Raw genomic sequence first — 17,474 nt, forward strand, 5'->3', positions numbered from 1 at the left:
AAAAATGAAGTTCAACACACAGTTAATCCATGGTGGTATTAGTTTCGATGAGACAACTGGGGATGTTTCAGTGCCCATTCATATGGCATCGACATTCAAACAACATAAAATTGGCGAATCAAAATATGAGTATTCGCGTTCAGGTAATCCAACACGTGAAGCAGTTGAGAAGTTAATTGCTGATCTTGAAGAAGGTGCTTCGGGATTTGCATTTGCGTCCGGATCGGCAGCAATCAGTACAATCTTCACCTTATTTTCGTCTGGTGATCATATCGTTGTAGGCAATGACGTCTATGGCGGAACATTTCGTTTAATTGATAGTGTGCTTAAACGACAAGGTTTAACATTTACAATTGTTGATACACGCGATCTTGAAGCAGTAGAAAATGCGATTCAAAATAATACCAAAGCCATTTATTTTGAGACACCAACCAACCCATTATTACGCATCACTGATATACAAGCGGTTGCTAAAATTGCAGCTGACCATCACTTATTGAGCATTGTTGATAACACCTTTGCGTCACCTTATATTCAAAAACCCATTGTTTTGGGTGCAGACATTGTTGTGCACAGTGCGTCCAAATATCTGGGTGGACATAGTGATCTGATTGCTGGTTTGGTTGTGACTAAGACAGCAGAATTAGGCCAAAAAATTGGTTATTTGCAAAATGCCATTGGTGCCATTTTAGCCCCACAAGAAAGTTGGCTATTACAGCGTGGCATTAAGACATTAGCATTGCGAATGCAACGTCATCAAAGTAATGCGCAAACTATTTTTGACTACCTGAATGCCCATCCCCAAGTAGCGCGTGTCTATTTTCCAGGCGACCCCAACAATTCTGATTATGCACTGGCTAAAAAACAAATGCATGGCTTTGGTGCGATGATTTCGTTTGAATTACAAGCAGGTTTAAATGCTGAAGCGTTCGTTGAAAATTTGAAGGTGATCACACTAGCTGAGAGTCTGGGTGCACTTGAAAGTTTGATTGAAGTGCCTGCCAAAATGACACATGGTGCCATACCAAGAGACGTTCGCATTGCCACTGGTATTCAAGATGAACTTATTCGTTTATCAGTTGGTATCGAAGATATTGATGATTTGATTGCTGATCTAGACCAAAGTTTTGATCAGCTTAGTCATTAAATTGGTGCGCATATGTTTGCAACTGCTAGGGCAATACTTAAACAAGATCCAGCTGCGCGTAGTTTGATGATGGTTATGTTAACTTACCCAGGGTTGCATGCGTTAGGCTATTATCGTATAGCACATTGGTTTCATATACATCAACATTATTTGTTGAGTGCTATCATATCTCGCTGGGCAGCGCGACGAACGGGTGTGTTAATTGCCCCAGGTGCAGTTATTGGACAACGCGTTTTCATTGATCATGGTATTGGTGTTGTCATTGGAGAAACCGCGATTATTGAAGATGATGTGACTATTTTGCACGGGGTAACAATTGGTGCACGGCATATCACTAGTGGACGACGACACCCGCATATTGAACATCATAGTTTTATTGGGGCACATGCTCAAATATTAGGACCTATTACGATTGGTAGTTATAGCAAAATTGGTGCTAATGCAGTCGTGTTAGAGCAGGTGCCCCAATATGCTACAGCAGTTGGAAATCCAGCTCAAATTTTAGAGCGGTGATTTGGTTGAAAGAATTAAAGGCAGTAAGAGTCCTTATTCATTTTCTTTTTTTCATGACGATGGTATGATAGTGATTATATCTTAGTTTGGGATGGCATACTATTATGGAAAATAAACGTTTGGGTATCACTTCAGGATTTGCAGCCTATTTTATATGGGGATTACTAGGCGTGTTTTGGGAACTGTTGAGTGTTGTGCCGGCGATGGATACATTAGCCTATCGCATTGTTTGGTCTCTTGTTACCATTAGCCTTGTACTCACAGTTCAAAAAAGTTGGCCTGAGGTCTGGCATGTCATTGTGACCTTAATTCATAATCGTAAAATTGGTTGGATTATAATGAGTGCCTTTCTGATTTCAATCAATTGGTTTTTATACATCACTATGGTAACGCATCAGCAAGCAACCGAAGCAAGTCTATCCTACTACATCATGCCCCTCATGAATGTGGCTGTAGCGGTGATTTTCTTACATGAAAAACTCTCTCGTTCTAAAATAATTGCATTGACTCTTGTGGTCATTGGTGTCATTATTTTAACCATTCAAACAGGATCCTTACCATTGAATACTTTGTTAATGGCCGCTTCATTTTGTTTTTATGGCTTGATCAAAAAACAGGTGCCTTTGCCTGCAACGATTTCATTGGCATTAGAAACAGTTATTGTTGCGCCAATAGCGTTGGTGTACTTATTATTATCGCCACATGTGATGACGCAAGATGGGTCAAAAATTACCATACTATTAATCATGAGCGGTGTTATAACAGTGATTCCGTTACTACTTTTCGCTGTGGCAAATAAAAATACTGACTTCATTACACTAAGTTTTATTCAGTATTTGAACCCCACGATTCAACTGTTGATGGCAGTATTCGTGTTACATGAGGCATTTAATTGGCACAAAGTGATTGTTTTTGCATTCATTTGGTCGGGTATATTGGTATTTATTTTCGGCAGCCTTAATAGCGCTCGAAAATTGAAAAAAGCATTAAAACCTAACATACGTTAAGGCTTTAATGCTTTTTTTATTGATCGTAAAAATATTGTTGTATGACTGATTTAAAACCGCCAAGACGACATTGAATGATTCACCAAATAAGTGATGCGTTGTTGGCATGTAGCGATTAAATACTTTAGTTTATACATCTATCGACAGGAGATTAGTTAATTAAAAAGATACCTGACAAAATAATAATAGTAACAAAAAGAATACTAATTAATTTCTGGTTAACACTAAAGCTTAGTTTATTGGTACTAAATAATGTGTGTTTGTAACCATAGTACGCCATAACGATAATGTCCCAAAAAATCATGAGAAAAATAGACAGTGTGATACTTTTCATTGATAAATCAAATGATTGGCAACACCAAAATATGACACCCATTAATAAGCCATTCAACAAAATTTTGTAAAAATTAGTTAGTCTAATCATACTTTCCTCTACTTAAATTAATTTTTAGGGATTGGATCGTTTAAATCATTATGGTCAGAAATATAAGCGACTGCCCCTAAAGTAGCGCCACCCAGTGCACCAGTTTAAAACCGCCAAGATGACATTGAATGATTCACCAAATAAGTGATGCGTTGTTGGAATTGATCTAAAGGTTCAATTTCTGGTTGGCTTAACCAAATCGAAATGAAGGTGGTCAATGTTTCGATTAAATAGGCAGTATCAAGATTGTTCTTTTTCATCTGTGGATTATATTTTTTGAGAAGTGATTGGTATTTGGCTTTAATAAATTGCGTCCACACACCTTTAATATAGGGGCGTGTGTATAGAAGATGTAAGGTTTCTCTTTTATGATAAAGTAATGGTGCCATATCGTTGATAAATATTGACAACACACTCTCATGATCAGATAACCGTTTTTCTACTCTGATTTTGATGTCTTGATCAACTTTATTGATGAGTGTATAGACTAGGTCATCATACGATGGAAAATAGTGTTGGACGCGTTCAGCTGGTAGACCAGATAATTGTTGAACCAATTTTAAAGTAGGCGCTTCATCACGACTAGTGGTCATACATTTTAAAAAGGATGACAAAATGAGTGTTTCCTCTTGGCTTGTCGTAGGGTCAATATCCTTATCCATAAAATAATTTAATGGTAAATCAAATGTATCAATAATGAGTAACATAATCTCAGCAGAGGGATAACTGCGATGATTTTCCCAGTTGGATACGGATTGGTAGGAAATATAGATTTTTGTGGCAAATTCTTGTTGCGTCAGATTGTGTGCTGTACGCAGTTGTTTAATTTGATCGCCAATAGTCATTATACTTCCTCCTTTTTTAGAAGTTAATTCAACAATTATATTATACAACATATATAGGTGGCTTCAATATAATTAGTGATACTATGCACAATAAATATAAAATTATTGTATCTGAATAATTGTTTGTTTAAAAGGTAGTAGGCTATCTTTTATATCATAAAAAGCAATAAAAGTCACTAACATATTTCAGGAAAACAGCCAATAAATATGTGAAAAATTAAGGGTTGCAATTTGATAAACTATAGATGGGAGGCTAATAGAAATTAATTCAAGAATCATAAATTGAAGTCTTCTGTGCTAAATTATTCATATAGATGATGAGTTGTTTAGCACAGAATTTTTTGATCAATAAGACAGATGGCATCATGTCATAAGTTTTTACGAAAATAACAGAAAGAGATGGGTGTAACGAGATGAAGAACGGTAAGAAAATGATAAAGCGCACAGATAAAGAAGCATTAGGTATTGTGATACTCTATTTTTTGATAAGTGGTGCAATAGCTGATCATTTTTTTCCAAACATGAGTAATTTGGGCTACTTTCTATATGTGCTATTTTTAATTGGCAGCGGTATGTTATTGTATAGCCAGTATAATAAAAGGGAAATCAAAAAATGAATATGGATTTAAATATTTTAACAGATACAGAGCTAGAAAATATTAATGGTACTATTAAATAAAAGATATTAATTGCATGTCAACAAAAGATCAGTGATAGACACGAGTTAGAAATTAGTGTCTATCACTGACCTTTTGGTGTGACAAATAAACTAGTATCCAATATATGAATAAATAGAAAGTGGAAGCATGCTAATAAAAAATATTCTATTGCCTATTATCAAAAAAGCCAAGGAATTATTTGAACTTATCTTAGTCACCATACTAATTTTCGTTATTTTAGTCATACCAGATTTTTTTCTTTTTATTGGTGACTTAAATCAATATGCTGGTATACGTTTACTATTAACTGATATCGTGGGTGGGGTAATTGCCTATTTTGGGTATCGCTATTTATTTAAGCGATCAGATGTTGTTTTTGAGCGTCCGAATAGTAGAAAAGTGGGTATAACCATCGCTATATTTATTATAAGTTGGTTATTTATAATTTATGGGTTACCTGCATTATTTGAGAGTAATCAGTTGACTGGCAGTAATCAACAAGCTATTGATAAGATATTAAATCATTTAACAAGTTGGTGGTCACTGCTGTTATTTAATTTCAATATTGTTGTTATTGCGCCGATTATGGAAGAAATATATTATCGTGGCATTATGTTTGAAGAAGCTAAGCCACTTGGGAGGGCGATGCAAATTTTGTGGCCAACACTGGTATTTGCGTTAGTGCATTCACCATCAACATTAGCACAATGGGCAACTTATTTAACGGCTGGTGGGGTTTTGATGATTGTTAGAGTTGTGACTAAAAAATTGCAGTATACAATCATGTTTCATAGTCTGCATAATTTATTAGTCTTGTTGACATAAAGAGTCATTTAAAAATCATGTTGTGATCGTTACCGGACGATTTTTTGATTTATAGCTTTAAAAAAGTAATAGAACTGGGGGAACCATGCGCGTGAACAATAAGTTTTTAAAGTATGCAGGCGGTATTCTTCTAATATTGATTTTAGAAACTGTCATACTATCATATGTTGCTTTAATCATAGGGAAATATACCATAATACCATTAGGATTACAGCAATATATTTCCTATCAGTTCTTTTACAAGGTCATAGTCATTATAGCAGCGATTATTGTTGCACGTATTTTGGGAATAACATTGTATTTTAAGTTGCCCAGTAGACAGCGTACACCTTATTTGATGTTTATGTTGCCCCTAGTGATTACGGCAACGATAACGACTATTAAAATAGTGACAGAACGACAGAATATGATTGATATATTTAAAAATTTGAGTATGGCTTTAAGCATATCAATAGCTGAGGATTTGTTTTCTTGGGGCATTGTGTTGGTATTATTGTTACGCATTTTTAGTCAAATCAGTAGTAGCAATAGGTTTAGTTATGTAATTTTAATATCAGGCGTATTGTTTGCAATACTACATTTAACAAATTTTCTGGATCAAAACGCGCTTGTTACAATAATACAGGTAATTTTCAACCTCGGTATGGGAACATTATTAGGTATGACTTATTTACGTTCGGGTAGTCTGCTTATACCGATATTAATTCATACAACATGGGATTTTCCGTTAATTTTTAATAAAGTAGCAATACAGTCTACAATGACAGGGCATCAATTTGGATCAGCAAGCTTATTCATGACATTTATATGTGCTAGTATGATAGTTTATTCATTAGTTGCTGTTAATCCGAATAATATCCATGATGAACTGAAAAATAATCTGGAACCAATGCCATTATTGAGTAGACTTAACATTGCCCATTCGACTTGAAAATTGTATAACGATGAATTAGCTTTCAAAAAGGATCATTGATGAGCACTAATGACGAATTAGTGTCCATCAATGATCCTTTTAATGTGTATAGATAAGTGGTTAGACTAAACTGCTATCAACTTGCTATGCTTAAAGCTGTATAATTGAGATAATTAATTTAATAGGAAGAAGGACACTAGAATGATGGATCAGTTTGACGCATTAAAGAAATTTCAAGTGATTAATAATCAACAATTATCTGAAGTATCAGGCGGGAAAACGTTGCGTATCACACCGTGGCAGCTATATAATTCAAAGATACATAAATATTTTGGCAATCATTCGGCGATGTGGTCAGCCACAGGCCGTATTTTTAGTAAAAAATGATGTAATCCTTCTTGCTAGTAATTGATCGCACTAAGTAAAAAGCACTTCGGTCCTATTAATATAGGACCGAAGTGCTTTTTTAGAAAGGATTATGTGATCAGTCTCAATGAAGCTATGCATGTGCGTTTGGTTGTGACATGAGCTCTAAAATTGATAATGCTTTGTTTCCTCTTTGTTGATAAAAACAAAGGTGTAAGTTAGGAAAATAATTAGTAAGATGATTGGTCCTATTAGGGATGTGAGTGCAACCGCATGCGTTGCACTAAATGCTGAATCATTTAAGAACGACGGTAAATTGAATAAGAAATGGGTTGCAAATGGGATTAATAGGCTTCGTGATCGAATATAGAGCACACTAAATAAACAGCCAAAGCCAAAAGTATAAATCAGCTGGCCGAGTGTTTGTATCGCATTTTGATGCAATAAGTTCATCAAATGAGACAATGAGAACATAGCAGCAGATAATAAGATGCTGAGTGGTACACGCCACTTATGATTTTTAAAATAAACCAGTAATGCACCAAAAATAAGGCCACGATCGATATACTCTTCGAAAAAAACACTGGTAACAACAACCAGTAAAATCATGAGATAGTGTGGCATGTGCTTCGCAATCGTAGCCAATCTGCCAGGCTCTTCAACAAAAAATAGTAATAGGCGTACAGCGTAAAGGGAGATTGGTACGACATAGACTAACTTATCTAACCACGTGTCATGTGCTGGTTTTATGAATATTTTGGTTAATTTGTATTTGTGATTAACTAAGTATAAGATGCCTATACTTAATAAAGAATTCAGAACCACAATCGTATATTTTGATAACTGTGTCGAATAGGCCAGCAAGTTCTCAAAACCAATTGTGAATACGAGGCTACCAAGCCATACTAACAAAACTTGTATCAGTAAATTTTTTCTAGATGTCATATTGTTAGTGTAGCATAAGTTAGCTGGTTTCAAAAAGTGCCATTTTGGCAATGTGAAAGGAACCCAAAACTAGTTTCTCAATATCATAAGGTATCTTTAGTGGGCGATTAGATTTGAATCACATGAAAATACTAATTATTATTCATGCTGTATTCATTATAAAATTGCTTTTTTGATACGACCCTACCATTAGTTGCATCAAAAAAATCACCTATGCGTCCCATTACAAAACCGCCGCCATAATACCCTAAGGTAGTATCAAGTAATCCTAACTTTAAATCTCGTTTTGCAGATGGGTTTATAGCTTTGACAAGAATCTTTAATTGATTGTCATACCAGACCATAGAATGGTTTTCAAAACATTGTTTAACCCACTCAGGTTGCGTACGATTTTTATTGATTTTCCAAACATCGACTAATTGATTGTGATAAAAAATCATCAGAAAATACCTCTTTTTGATTGGTTATTTCGCTTTTATGATAAATTCAATATATGTCTTGATAATATCATAATGTGCGACACATTTCAAAAACTTAGTTAGTGAGGTAAAGCGCATATCACATATGTTTAGGTGATACTCTTATTTTTTTGCCACTAGGTATTGTATTCAGTTAAATGGCGAAATGACTATTACCACAAAATCCAATAAAAGTCACTAACATATTTCATCAAAAAATTACGATGAATATGTGAAAAATCAAGGGTTGCAATTTGATAAACTGTATATTGATAGATAGTACTATACGATTATTTACATACAAGAGCGGTTTCATGAAAAAATGACGTCTATCTATTAACTTGACTGTTATGTCAAGTTTACATGGATAAGCAATTGGAGATAAACATGATTAAAAATTACAATTTTTCTTACTTAAGTGAGACAGAAATGCTAAAAGTGTGCGGTGGAGGAGCAAAACATATTGGGAATAATATTAGATATTTACGATATGCAAACAAAATAACACAGTACCAATTAGCTAAAATACTTCATGTGACACAGTCAACTATTGCCCATTATGAAAATGGCACAAGAATACCTGATATCGATAATTTAATGGACATAGCTCGAAACTTAGGGGCAGATATGAATATTATGACAAGTTTTCATGATGACGGTATGTCATAAAGGCTTGTGGGTAAATACCTGGGATGATAAGATTGCAAAATAAGAAAGGAGTATTGATTATGCAATACAAGATAAAAGAAATCGAACGGTTGGCTGAAAGCGAGCTGTCGACTATCAGCGGAGGTACGAACATGAATCCGTATGATTTTGGCGGATATCTGCTCGGAGCTATAGTTGGGAAGCCGGGATCAGATGCGGCTAAAATGCGAATAGGAAATAAGGCATACTTTGGTACTAGGAACTAGCTTAGAGAGGGTTAAATAAATATGTTTAAGATTAAAAGTTTAAGCGATAAAGAACTGGCAGGGATTGTTGGTGGTGGTTGGGGAGGTATTGGAATTGGTGTGATTAAAAACTGGCGGGGTGAAGTAAGTGCGTTCAAACGAGGGTATCGTGGAGAAAATTATTAAGCTATGAGTATCAGGGTTCGTGGAATAATTGATAGTATATTAACTATTTTCTCTTTTACCTTATTGTCTTTATGTTTAACTAGCGTAGCTTTGGTGTTAGTGGCGGGACAACATAGTTTTTATGGTCAAATTATTTTGAATATAATTGATGTCATTTTTTGTACGTTAACGATTGGCGTCTTGTATGTAGTTACGACCAAAAAATTTCAGCTAAAAATTATTGAAAAATTGCAGATCAAATCTCTATTGAAGGGGATTTTGATTACTTGTTGCACAATGTTATATGGGCGACTTATCCATATTCCAGAGACAGCTAACGATGATCGAATTAATAATATGTTAACGCATTCTGCCTATATACCGGGTATCATATTAGTAGTAGTCATCGTGATTGTTGGTCCAGTTATCGAAGAAATTATTTTTAGGGGTTGGATGGTCAAAATTTTATCAAAACAAGGATTGATTATTCAAACATTATTACCAACAGTTGCATTTGCATTATTACATGGCCCAAATACTTGGCTTCAATTTTCAGCATACTTTGTTTCCGGTGCTGGTTTTATGGTAATTAGATTGTGGACACGGTCACTACAATATAGTGTAATATGCCATATGTCATGGAATTTGTTGGCATTAGTTACTACATTTATCTAATCTCATATAAAGACAAAATATTTAATATCTCATGGAACTACTGAGTTAGTCTACACGATGTATTAAATATTTTTTTACGATCTAATTTTTGTATTTCATTTCTATAGTTGATTTATACTACAAAATTAAACAAATGTCATTAACATATTTCAGAAAAAATTTCGATAAATATGTGAAAAATCAGAGGTTGCAATTTGATACACTGTAAACGGGAGGTTAATAGAAATTAACTCAAGAGTTATTAAGTAAGTTAAGTACGGAAAACGTTTGAAATGACATCATCTGATATGAATACAGAAAAGGATATGATTTTTAAAATGCAAAATCAATTAGCTAAATGGCGAGTTATTAAACAGAAGTATACAAAAACAGTGTTATTATTATGGTTATATATCATGATATATGTTGTTTTGCTGTCTGTATATGTGTATTGTAAGATTAAATCTAATCCTAGCGAGATAAACGGCATAACAGAGTACTTGAACACTAAAGTTGTCACAAATTATAGTAGCATAGACTTTTTGAATATTATAATTATGAATGTTATATCGACCAGTTCAATTATTTTATTTTCGATAATCCCGATTCCTTACCTATATGTTCTACCGGCCCTCGGAACGATTTCAACAATGGGCCAATTAGTTGGTTATGTGGTTTATGATAAAGGCTTATTTGAAGGCCTAAAGTTAGCGATTACAGGTATATTGCCACACGGTATTTTTGAGATGACTGCGTATATTATAGTATTGATCTTAGCCAAAAAAACTAATGATATATCCATGAACACTTTAAAGCGTATATGGAAGCGACAACAGTTGAATTATAAATTTATTGGATCGATGTTGTATGATTTGCTGAAATCCTTTGTTATATATGTGTTACCAGTACTAATTGTAGCTGCAATCATCGAATCGTTCATTACACCTATAATTATTCATGTGTTTATGTGAACTTTTGTGATATTATTAAATTAATTAATAAAATACATCACGATAAATATGCGATAGTATGTTTCAATAATATTAAAAAAGGATGTTGTGAGATGCCTAATAAAAAAAATCTGTCAAGAACAAGTTTTCGGTTAATTAGAATGGTCATCATTGTAGATATCATTATTTTTACCTTCTATGTGCTGTCAAGTTTACGTCTAATTTCGTCAATACCCTATATTGGTATCATCTCTCTTGCAGCGGTACCTATAACACCGTTAATTATTGATCGCATTATAAAAAAGTCGCAACTGAAATGAATTTCGAAAATCGGATTTAATTGAATTAAAGGTTTAACTAAAAAGTGCAATGATTAATTACCTGTATTTCACAGATGATTAATCATTGCACTTTTTGCTGAGATGTTATTTAGGATGGGTGAGTTTATCTATTTTATGTATTGTTAGGTTCTGTTAACTGGAATACGCCTTGTACCACAAAGTCAAACAAATGTCACTAATATATTTCAGCAAAAAATTACGATGAATATGTGAAAAATCAGGGGTTGCAATTTGATACACTGTAGTGTGGAGGATGATAAATGTTTATCAAAAAGATTAATTACATTCCTCAAGTCGATGAACGTGATTGTGGTGTTGCAGCCTTGGCAATGATTGCCGCACATTACAAGACGCGATTATCCTTGGCACATTTAAGAGAAATAGCCAAGACAGACATGGAGGGCACCACAGCATTAGGGATTGTTAGAGCAGCACAAGCACTTGATTTTGATACCACGCCTGTGCTTGATGTTGAAATAAATGATTTGATATTTTAAGTTAGGGTGGTTGATAATCAAGAACTAATAACGACAATTAGACAGGTGTTTCTAGTTGATTTTTTGTCAATTAGAACCCTATTTCCTTTACAGAGTAGCAAGATCAATCTATTATTTGGAGTAAGAGATATGAATTTTTCAGAGTTAATTAAATCGCAGCGTAAAGAAAGGAAGATGACACAAGTCGATTTTTCTGAATTATTAATGGTTTCTAGCAAAACGATATCGAATTGGGAAAGCGGCCGAACGTTGCCAGACATTGATAATGTTATTTTGATTGCAAAGAAGCTAAACATATCTTTAGATCAATTACTTCTGGAGGATAAAAAAATGATCAATAATATTAAAGATAAAGCCAAAAAGCAAAATATTGTATTGCTTAGATTATTGACGGCAACGACATCATTGATTATGTTTGTCATTATAGGTCATGTTACTATGTGGGTGTCTATTGTGGTATTTGTGGCCATGTTAACTAATGCTGTGGCGTTAGTATACTTTAGTAATCAATTGCGATTGATTGAGGACAAAAAGCCGTTTAATCATTTTCAGCTAGTAACATTCGCAATTATTGTGCCATTATTAGCAGGTATTTATGGGATTTTCGTGCCATTTTGAAAACTAGTTATGAGAAACGACATCTAATGAAAAATAAAAAATGAGGACGGCTAACATGAACAGGAAAAAAACACAATTTTGGCAGATGGTTAATGAGATTGCCACAGACTCGAGTAGCGATATTTCTAGGCAAGAACGCGAAATTTTAGCGCATGCTAATCAAAACATGGAACATGGTATTGATGATATCAAAGTCGCAGAGGATCTTAAATATAAACTTTCAGAACAGTTTATAACGCAGGGCAGGTTGTCTGCAACACTCGTACCTATTCAATCTGAATTATTAAGATTATACTTAGGGTATGGTAGAAGAGATAACATTAGTTTGTAAATGACCTATAGCGGATGATAAACATGGCGAAACAAGAAAAACGATCATTAATAGCCTATTTGGAATCATTTGATTTGCAATCAAACGTTGAAAATGACTTATTAAAAAATGCACTGACACAATTAAACAACAAGCAGAGTGAGCAAAAGGTTCTGCACGACCTATGCAGTGGGTTCCGTGATTTGGCTATAGCTCAAAACATATCAAAAGACGGTTTAGCATTGTATACTCAGTTGCAAAAGCCTAATTTTTCAAGTGATTTTGCAAGATCTTTTAACCTTTGGATTTAATATCCTAGTGCTGTGAGGGAAAGGTTTTGGCTGTATCCAATTTGCAATTTGAATGTTTTTACACTTAAAAGGCTCTCCGCCAGTTAGATTTTATCTAGCTGACGGAGAGCCTTTTTGGGTTGATATTATTTAAAAAGATGCTTTAATACGCCTAATTTGTAGTAAAAAAAGAATATAAATGCCATGCCCACACCAACATCAGAAATTAATACCATCATTTGTGTGAAACGTGCTGTGTTATCAAAGAAACCTGCCAAAGTGCTGTTAAGTACAACAACTATGATGAACATGCCAAATGAAGTCATAGTAATGATACCCACATATTTATCGCCTAAGATATCTGATATTGACATTCTGTGGTTCAGGTACCTTAGCAGCATATAATTTACTAACACTAGGGACCCAAGCGAAGCGTACATAGGGCCAATTGCCCCCAGAGCATTGATGAGAATGGGTTGTAATATGAGTTTAACAACAAATCCCAAAGTAAAGTAATAAAGAATGAGTTTTGTTTTTAGTAAACTTTGCATAATCATTGCTAAAACCGTAGCGCCTCCCATAAAGATAGAGGTTATGGCAGATATTTGGGTCATAGGAATTGTTATGTTGGTATTGATATAGTTACCATAAAAAGCAGTGTATATTGGTCCCGAAACAGCGTACAATCCTAACGCAGCTGGTAAAACGACTGACCAAAATAAAATGATGGCTTGTTTTACCTTAATGCGCACAAGCGTTATATCAGTAATATTGGCAGTAATAAGTGGTAGTATTGTGGACGCAATAGAGACCGCTAAAGCCACAATGATTAAGATCAATTTATTAACATTAAAGTTAAAAACACCGAATAGGACATTCAAGCTGTGACTAGAATATCCGACGTGAAATATTTTCATAAAATAAAAGAAGGTATACTGATCGATCCATTGATAGACTGTTAAAAAGCTACCAATAAAAACGAAAGGGATGGACTTCTTAATGATCACTAACATATTAAAAGGATGATAGGATTTGTAACTAGATTTAATGTCTTTTAAATTAAAAATAATCAATAGTTTAAATAACAAATAAATGGTAGCTGCCAAGGCGCCAATTGCAGCAGCAAAGGTAGAGTGCACTACGGCTAATACCCAACCTTTTTTTAACACGTTTAATATGATGTATGTTGATATTAACATATATAAGACACGTATGACTTGCTCGATTATTTCTGATTTTGCAACGATATCCATTTCAAGCCGACTTTGAAAATAGCCTCTGATGACTGATAAGAAGGGAAATATGATAACCGAAATAGCTAAAGAATGTAATACAGGAATTAAATTGTTATCACCATTAGATAACAATGGCGAACTTATCCAAAGAACAGCGCTAGTACAAAGACCTTGTATCATAGAAAAATGTACTGATGAGATTAAGAAAGATGATTTTTCATTACGAGATAGACTATTAGCCATTTGAGTGACGGCAGATGGGAGACCCACAGTAGATAAGGCTAAAAAGAATTGATAAATGGTATAACCTTTTCCAAATAATGAATTAGCATTTATGGAAGCTACGCCAAACAGAATAGTCCAAGGAATGACATATGCAATACCAATCAGTCTTGATGAAACATTTGCTATGATTAACCAAGAAGCGCCAGTGGTTAGTTTGTTTTGAGTTAATTTGTTTTTCATTTTTCTACTCTTTAATCATTTAATTATAACTTTAGTAATTATATCGTCATAAAGTGAAACAGTCAACAATGTTACTGAAAATAAAATATTTTTTTCAGTAACAAATGTTTCAAAGGATTTATAAACTGCATGGCACTTAAAAAAACCAATCCGCGACGTCGCAGATTGGTTTTTTACGTGTCTTTGTATAGCATAAGTTACATTTTAAAAATTGCCACCACCACCACCAAAGTTCATACCTAATCCATAGCCAAAGCCTTGGTATTTATTTTTAAATTCCTGACTTGTTATCTTTAAATAAAGTGGGGATAGGCTTTTAGATAATTTTTGTTGCATAGCTAAAGGCGTGAATGATTGTTCTAAGTCACTAATAATCCTTGGAAAATAAAGGTGCCTTTCCAATCGCTGTTTAGCGAGCTGTAAGATGGAGCGTTCATCAGTCGTCAAATCTTCCTGTATTAACAAATTAATGACGTCATTTAATATGTCAATTTCTTTATCGTTTTTAGCCACTGTTCAGTCCCCCAATACTTATTAACTAAATTATATTACAAACGCAGCGGTTATGGCAAATCAAAGGATAAGTGAGTTTTTTATTTTACATTTATGATTAAAAAAGGCCATTAAGGCCTTTTTTAAATAGAAGTTACTTTTGTTAAAAGATTATAAAAAATATTAATTATGCCACATATGATAGAAAAAACAAGACTAAACATATTCAATGCGTTTAATGCATATAAGCCAGTTCCATCTTGAATATCAAAAAACAAATTTAGGATAACAAAGATTAACAGAAAAATAGGCAAGCCAAGATAGTAAAATCCAAAAAATTTTGAAATTTTTTTATCAGTAAACCAAAAATTAGGCACTAATAATCTTGCTGTCTTATTAGTATTTAAAAAATTACCAATTTTTTCTGCAAAATGCAAAGCAATTTTTTGGACAATCCAACCAATAATCATGCCATAGGCAAAAAATAAAGATACGAACATAGTAAAAAGTGAGAAGGCACCACTAGCAACTGATGTACTGCCATTTTTTGATCTTACAGGGAATAAAACATTTAACAAAAGCAAGCCAAGTCCAATAGGCGCAACATCGCTCAAAACTGATGAAACAGGGTTATAATAACCAACTTTTAAGTAACCATTATTACTATATTCAAAAACGTTATTATCATCATCAATTAATAGTCCATCATGTTCTCTAACACTACCAACAGGTTCTGATATGTGTGGGGTATCTATTCTTCTATAAGCCATTAACAATTCTCCTCTAAAATTTAATTCTTCAATAAAAACTATACCATAATAGTTACTTTATTACTAGTTTAGTTTCATTTTAATGAATTTAAAAAGCAACCATAATCATTTACTCTTTTCTTATATAGAGAAAGGCGTATTAGGTATATGAATCAAAATGTGATTGGTAATAAAATAAAAGAATTAAGAACATTACAAAATTTAACACAATTTGAGTTGGCAGAAAAAGCAAACTTGTCTATTTCATTAATATCAAAAATAGAAATCCAAGAAGAAAATATTAAAATAAACACTTTACAAAATATAGCAAAGGCATTAAATACAACTGTAGAATCTTTGTTAAAAAAAGACAATGAATACGCTTTAAATGAACAAGTAATAATTAATAAACTAAACAAATTAAATAACGAATCAAAACAAGATATAGAAAAGATAATTAATCAATTGATAGACTATGCAATAAGAAATGATGAAAAATAGTCACTACTTTTCATCATTTCTTAAATCAAGGACTTTCATAAGGTTAACTATCTCGTGACTTATATTATCATTGAAAATATTTAACATTAAATGAACCTACCCACTATTAAAGCCAATTCATCTGTGACGCATGTCAACAGCAGATAATCTATTTAAATAGATTATCTGCTGTTTTATTTATATGTGATTAATTAAAGCGAGGGTGCTTACCACAAAAAACGGGAAAAGTCACTAACATATTTTTGCCATAATAAGCGGAAATATGTGAAAAATGGGGAGTTGCAATTTGATAGACTATAGTGTGAGGGATGACAAATGTTTAAAAACCGGAAACAAAAATCAAGAAAAGGACTACTGATATTCATAGTGACCATGCTTGGAGAAATGTTTATACCATTTGATCCTGATGCGATTCCGTTGACCTTTATGTTGGTCATGTTAGGTATCTTATTGCTATTTATATTTTTAATCATAAAATTAGTCAACAGTATTTCTCATGGTGGCAAAATTTTCCAACAAAAGTTGACGTTATCAACATTTCAGCAAATCATGACCGGCGTGGTATTTTTATATTTTCTTTTTCTATATTTCCAAAATGGTAATGTGCAAAGCGTTTTATCGTTAGCACATAGTCCGATTAAAATTATAATAGCTTGTTTTGCCATTGCAATGGGTGCTGGTTTTTTCGAAGAATATTTTGTAAGGGGCTACTTATTTAATATTTGCCAAAGAATTTTAAACAAATATGGGTTAGAAAAAAATCGATTGACGATTATATCTGCTGTGACCAGTATTATTTTTGGTCTGATTCATTTAAGTAATTTATCAGTTGATCCGGCTCAAGCAGTATATCAGCAAGTGTTCTACGCAACATGTATCGGGTTACTTTTTGCAGCAATTAGAATTGTTACCAATAATATTTTCATAGGTGCGATATTGCATTTCCTGTTTGACTTTCAAGTCGATATTTATAAAGTGTCTTCTCCTGATACATGGTCTTCTATTATCATTGTCTTTCTGCCCATTGCTGTTATCAGTATGATTCTAATTAAGTCATTAGATCGTTCTGTAGAAAAACAGCGTGTGCCTTTCTTAAAACCTTAATCAATTCAGATTCGCCTCGCTGACGCGTTTAATTTTGGTTTTTTTAAATGATTTCAACTGGTACAATGACGAACGCAACAGTGTGGTGAATTACAACCAGAAAGTCGC

General features: G+C 33.5%; 21 protein-coding genes and 1 pseudogene. 16 read left to right on the forward strand and 6 right to left on the reverse strand.

The window, feature by feature from the left end; translation table 11 throughout:
* The first annotated feature begins 4 nt into the window (after positions 1-4).
* The 3 genes from LKI_RS03705 to rarD all read left to right on the forward strand — a co-directional run bounded on the left by LKI_RS03705 (position 5) and on the right by rarD (position 2,667).
* On the forward strand, positions 5-1,147 hold the full coding sequence (locus tag LKI_RS03705) for a trans-sulfuration enzyme family protein (protein WP_041762856.1): 1,143 nt from the start codon (positions 5-7) through the stop codon (positions 1,145-1,147).
* Positions 1,148-1,159: 12 nt separating this feature from the next.
* Entirely contained in the window at positions 1,160-1,660 is a 501-nt protein-coding gene (gene epsC, locus LKI_RS03710; RefSeq protein WP_013102819.1) for a serine O-acetyltransferase EpsC, read from the forward strand.
* A 104-nt stretch (positions 1,661-1,764) separates the two neighbouring features.
* Positions 1,765-2,667 carry an EamA family transporter RarD gene (gene rarD, locus LKI_RS03715; RefSeq protein WP_013102820.1) on the forward strand — a complete coding sequence of 301 codons (903 nt, stop codon included), beginning with the start codon at positions 1,765-1,767 and terminating at the stop codon, positions 2,665-2,667.
* A 528-nt stretch (positions 2,668-3,195) separates the two neighbouring features.
* Here the strand turns inward: rarD and LKI_RS03725 are convergent.
* A complete protein-coding gene (locus LKI_RS03725; protein WP_013102822.1) occupies positions 3,196-3,936 on the reverse strand; it encodes a helix-turn-helix domain-containing protein in 741 nt (246 codons plus the stop codon).
* Between the two features lie 806 nt (positions 3,937-4,742).
* Between LKI_RS03725 and LKI_RS03735 the strand changes: the two genes are divergently transcribed.
* The 3 genes from LKI_RS03735 (at position 4,743) to LKI_RS03745 (ending at position 6,720) form a co-directional block, all read left to right on the forward strand.
* Positions 4,743-5,420, forward strand: a complete 678-nt coding sequence (locus LKI_RS03735) for a CPBP family intramembrane glutamic endopeptidase (RefSeq protein ID WP_013102825.1) — start codon at positions 4,743-4,745, stop codon at positions 5,418-5,420.
* Between the two features lie 85 nt (positions 5,421-5,505).
* Positions 5,506-6,351: a CPBP family intramembrane glutamic endopeptidase gene (locus LKI_RS03740; protein ID WP_013102826.1), complete on the forward strand. Its 846-nt coding sequence runs from the start codon at positions 5,506-5,508 to the stop codon at positions 6,349-6,351.
* 183 nt (positions 6,352-6,534) lie between these two features.
* A complete protein-coding gene (locus LKI_RS03745; protein WP_013102827.1) occupies positions 6,535-6,720 on the forward strand; it encodes a hypothetical protein in 186 nt (61 codons plus the stop codon).
* A gap of 144 nt (positions 6,721-6,864) precedes the next feature.
* Here the strand turns inward: LKI_RS03745 and LKI_RS03750 are convergent, their stop codons facing one another.
* Entirely contained in the window at positions 6,865-7,644 is a 780-nt protein-coding gene (locus tag LKI_RS03750; RefSeq protein ID WP_013102828.1) for a CPBP family intramembrane glutamic endopeptidase, read from the reverse strand.
* 131 nt (positions 7,645-7,775) lie between these two features.
* Entirely contained in the window at positions 7,776-8,084 is a 309-nt protein-coding gene (locus LKI_RS03755; RefSeq protein WP_013102829.1) for a hypothetical protein, read from the reverse strand.
* Positions 8,085-8,489: 405 nt separating this feature from the next.
* Here LKI_RS03755 and LKI_RS03760 point away from each other — a divergent pair, with 405 nt between their 5' ends.
* The 8 genes and pseudogenes from LKI_RS03760 to LKI_RS03795 all read left to right on the forward strand — a co-directional run bounded on the left by LKI_RS03760 (position 8,490) and on the right by LKI_RS03795 (position 12,841).
* Positions 8,490-8,771 carry a helix-turn-helix domain-containing protein gene (locus LKI_RS03760; protein ID WP_013102830.1) on the forward strand — a complete coding sequence of 94 codons (282 nt, stop codon included), beginning with the start codon at positions 8,490-8,492 and terminating at the stop codon, positions 8,769-8,771.
* A gap of 266 nt (positions 8,772-9,037) precedes the next feature.
* On the forward strand, positions 9,038-9,181 hold the full coding sequence (locus tag LKI_RS10740; RefSeq protein ID WP_013102832.1) for a bacteriocin: 144 nt from the start codon (positions 9,038-9,040) through the stop codon (positions 9,179-9,181).
* Positions 9,182-9,184: 3 nt separating this feature from the next.
* Positions 9,185-9,835 (forward strand): CPBP family intramembrane glutamic endopeptidase, encoded by a 651-nt coding sequence (locus LKI_RS03770; protein ID WP_013102833.1) that lies wholly within the window; start codon positions 9,185-9,187, stop codon positions 9,833-9,835.
* A 287-nt stretch (positions 9,836-10,122) separates the two neighbouring features.
* On the forward strand, positions 10,123-10,785 hold the full coding sequence (locus LKI_RS03775) for a stage II sporulation protein M (protein WP_242651987.1): 663 nt from the start codon (positions 10,123-10,125) through the stop codon (positions 10,783-10,785).
* Positions 10,786-11,371: 586 nt separating this feature from the next.
* Positions 11,372-11,569, forward strand: a pseudogene (locus LKI_RS10745) (cysteine peptidase family C39 domain-containing protein); the annotation flags it as partial.
* A 162-nt stretch (positions 11,570-11,731) separates the two neighbouring features.
* Complete coding sequence (locus LKI_RS03785; RefSeq protein ID WP_013102836.1) at positions 11,732-12,220, forward strand: helix-turn-helix domain-containing protein; 489 nt, start codon at positions 11,732-11,734, stop codon at positions 12,218-12,220.
* A gap of 55 nt (positions 12,221-12,275) precedes the next feature.
* Entirely contained in the window at positions 12,276-12,551 is a 276-nt protein-coding gene (locus LKI_RS03790; RefSeq protein ID WP_013102837.1) for a hypothetical protein, read from the forward strand.
* Between the two features lie 23 nt (positions 12,552-12,574).
* Positions 12,575-12,841 carry a hypothetical protein gene (locus LKI_RS03795; protein ID WP_013102838.1) on the forward strand — a complete coding sequence of 89 codons (267 nt, stop codon included), beginning with the start codon at positions 12,575-12,577 and terminating at the stop codon, positions 12,839-12,841.
* A gap of 125 nt (positions 12,842-12,966) precedes the next feature.
* Here the strand turns inward: LKI_RS03795 and LKI_RS03800 are convergent, their stop codons facing one another.
* The 3 genes from LKI_RS03800 to LKI_RS03810 all read right to left on the reverse strand — a co-directional run bounded on the left by LKI_RS03800 (position 12,967) and on the right by LKI_RS03810 (position 15,782).
* On the reverse strand, positions 12,967-14,520 hold the full coding sequence (locus tag LKI_RS03800; protein WP_013102839.1) for an oligosaccharide flippase family protein: 1,554 nt from the start codon (positions 14,518-14,520) through the stop codon (positions 12,967-12,969).
* A gap of 204 nt (positions 14,521-14,724) precedes the next feature.
* Entirely contained in the window at positions 14,725-15,033 is a 309-nt protein-coding gene (locus LKI_RS03805) for a bacteriocin immunity family protein (protein WP_013102840.1), read from the reverse strand.
* A 122-nt stretch (positions 15,034-15,155) separates the two neighbouring features.
* The gene (locus LKI_RS03810; protein WP_013102841.1) at positions 15,156-15,782 is read right to left on the reverse strand and encodes a hypothetical protein; all 627 of its coding nucleotides are present in this window, start codon (positions 15,780-15,782) and stop codon (positions 15,156-15,158) included.
* 147 nt (positions 15,783-15,929) lie between these two features.
* On the opposite strand from LKI_RS03810, the gene LKI_RS03815 reads away from it, so the two are divergent.
* Both LKI_RS03815 and LKI_RS03820 read left to right on the forward strand, forming a co-directional pair.
* On the forward strand, positions 15,930-16,262 hold the full coding sequence (locus tag LKI_RS03815) for a helix-turn-helix domain-containing protein (protein ID WP_013102842.1): 333 nt from the start codon (positions 15,930-15,932) through the stop codon (positions 16,260-16,262).
* 315 nt (positions 16,263-16,577) lie between these two features.
* On the forward strand, positions 16,578-17,366 hold the full coding sequence (locus tag LKI_RS03820) for a CPBP family intramembrane glutamic endopeptidase (RefSeq protein WP_242651988.1): 789 nt from the start codon (positions 16,578-16,580) through the stop codon (positions 17,364-17,366).
* The last annotated feature ends 108 nt before the right edge of the window (positions 17,367-17,474 follow it).

The sequence above is a fragment of the Leuconostoc kimchii IMSNU 11154 genome (assembly GCF_000092505.1).
GTDB lineage: Bacteria > Bacillota > Bacilli > Lactobacillales > Lactobacillaceae > Leuconostoc > Leuconostoc kimchii.

Bases quoted from the DNA above. Each gene is read 5' to 3' on its own strand.
- LKI_RS03735 (WP_013102825.1), top strand. From the start codon at position 4,743: ATGCTAATAAAAAATATTCTATTGCCTATTATCAAAAAAGCCAAGGAA.
- LKI_RS03750 (WP_013102828.1), bottom strand. From the start codon at position 7,644: ATGACATCTAGAAAAAATTTACTGATACAAGTTTTGTTAGTATGGCTT.
- LKI_RS03815 (WP_013102842.1), top strand. From the start codon at position 15,930: ATGAATCAAAATGTGATTGGTAATAAAATAAAAGAATTAAGAACATTA.
- LKI_RS03790 (WP_013102837.1), top strand. From the start codon at position 12,276: ATGAACAGGAAAAAAACACAATTTTGGCAGATGGTTAATGAGATTGCC.
- LKI_RS03755 (WP_013102829.1), bottom strand. From the start codon at position 8,084: ATGATTTTTTATCACAATCAATTAGTCGATGTTTGGAAAATCAATAAA.
- LKI_RS03820 (WP_242651988.1), top strand. From the start codon at position 16,578: ATGTTTAAAAACCGGAAACAAAAATCAAGAAAAGGACTACTGATATTC.
- rarD (WP_013102820.1), top strand. From the start codon at position 1,765: ATGGAAAATAAACGTTTGGGTATCACTTCAGGATTTGCAGCCTATTTT.
- LKI_RS03760 (WP_013102830.1), top strand. From the start codon at position 8,490: ATGATTAAAAATTACAATTTTTCTTACTTAAGTGAGACAGAAATGCTA.
- LKI_RS03785 (WP_013102836.1), top strand. From the start codon at position 11,732: ATGAATTTTTCAGAGTTAATTAAATCGCAGCGTAAAGAAAGGAAGATG.
- LKI_RS03800 (WP_013102839.1), bottom strand. From the start codon at position 14,520: ATGAAAAACAAATTAACTCAAAACAAACTAACCACTGGCGCTTCTTGG.
- LKI_RS03770 (WP_013102833.1), top strand. From the start codon at position 9,185: ATGAGTATCAGGGTTCGTGGAATAATTGATAGTATATTAACTATTTTC.
- LKI_RS03740 (WP_013102826.1), top strand. From the start codon at position 5,506: ATGCGCGTGAACAATAAGTTTTTAAAGTATGCAGGCGGTATTCTTCTA.
- LKI_RS03795 (WP_013102838.1), top strand. From the start codon at position 12,575: ATGGCGAAACAAGAAAAACGATCATTAATAGCCTATTTGGAATCATTT.
- LKI_RS03775 (WP_242651987.1), top strand. From the start codon at position 10,123: ATGAATACAGAAAAGGATATGATTTTTAAAATGCAAAATCAATTAGCT.
- LKI_RS03745 (WP_013102827.1), top strand. From the start codon at position 6,535: ATGATGGATCAGTTTGACGCATTAAAGAAATTTCAAGTGATTAATAAT.
- epsC (WP_013102819.1), top strand. From the start codon at position 1,160: ATGTTTGCAACTGCTAGGGCAATACTTAAACAAGATCCAGCTGCGCGT.
- LKI_RS03725 (WP_013102822.1), bottom strand. From the start codon at position 3,936: ATGACTATTGGCGATCAAATTAAACAACTGCGTACAGCACACAATCTG.
- LKI_RS03705 (WP_041762856.1), top strand. From the start codon at position 5: ATGAAGTTCAACACACAGTTAATCCATGGTGGTATTAGTTTCGATGAG.
- LKI_RS03810 (WP_013102841.1), bottom strand. From the start codon at position 15,782: ATGGCTTATAGAAGAATAGATACCCCACACATATCAGAACCTGTTGGT.
- LKI_RS10740 (WP_013102832.1), top strand. From the start codon at position 9,038: ATGTTTAAGATTAAAAGTTTAAGCGATAAAGAACTGGCAGGGATTGTT.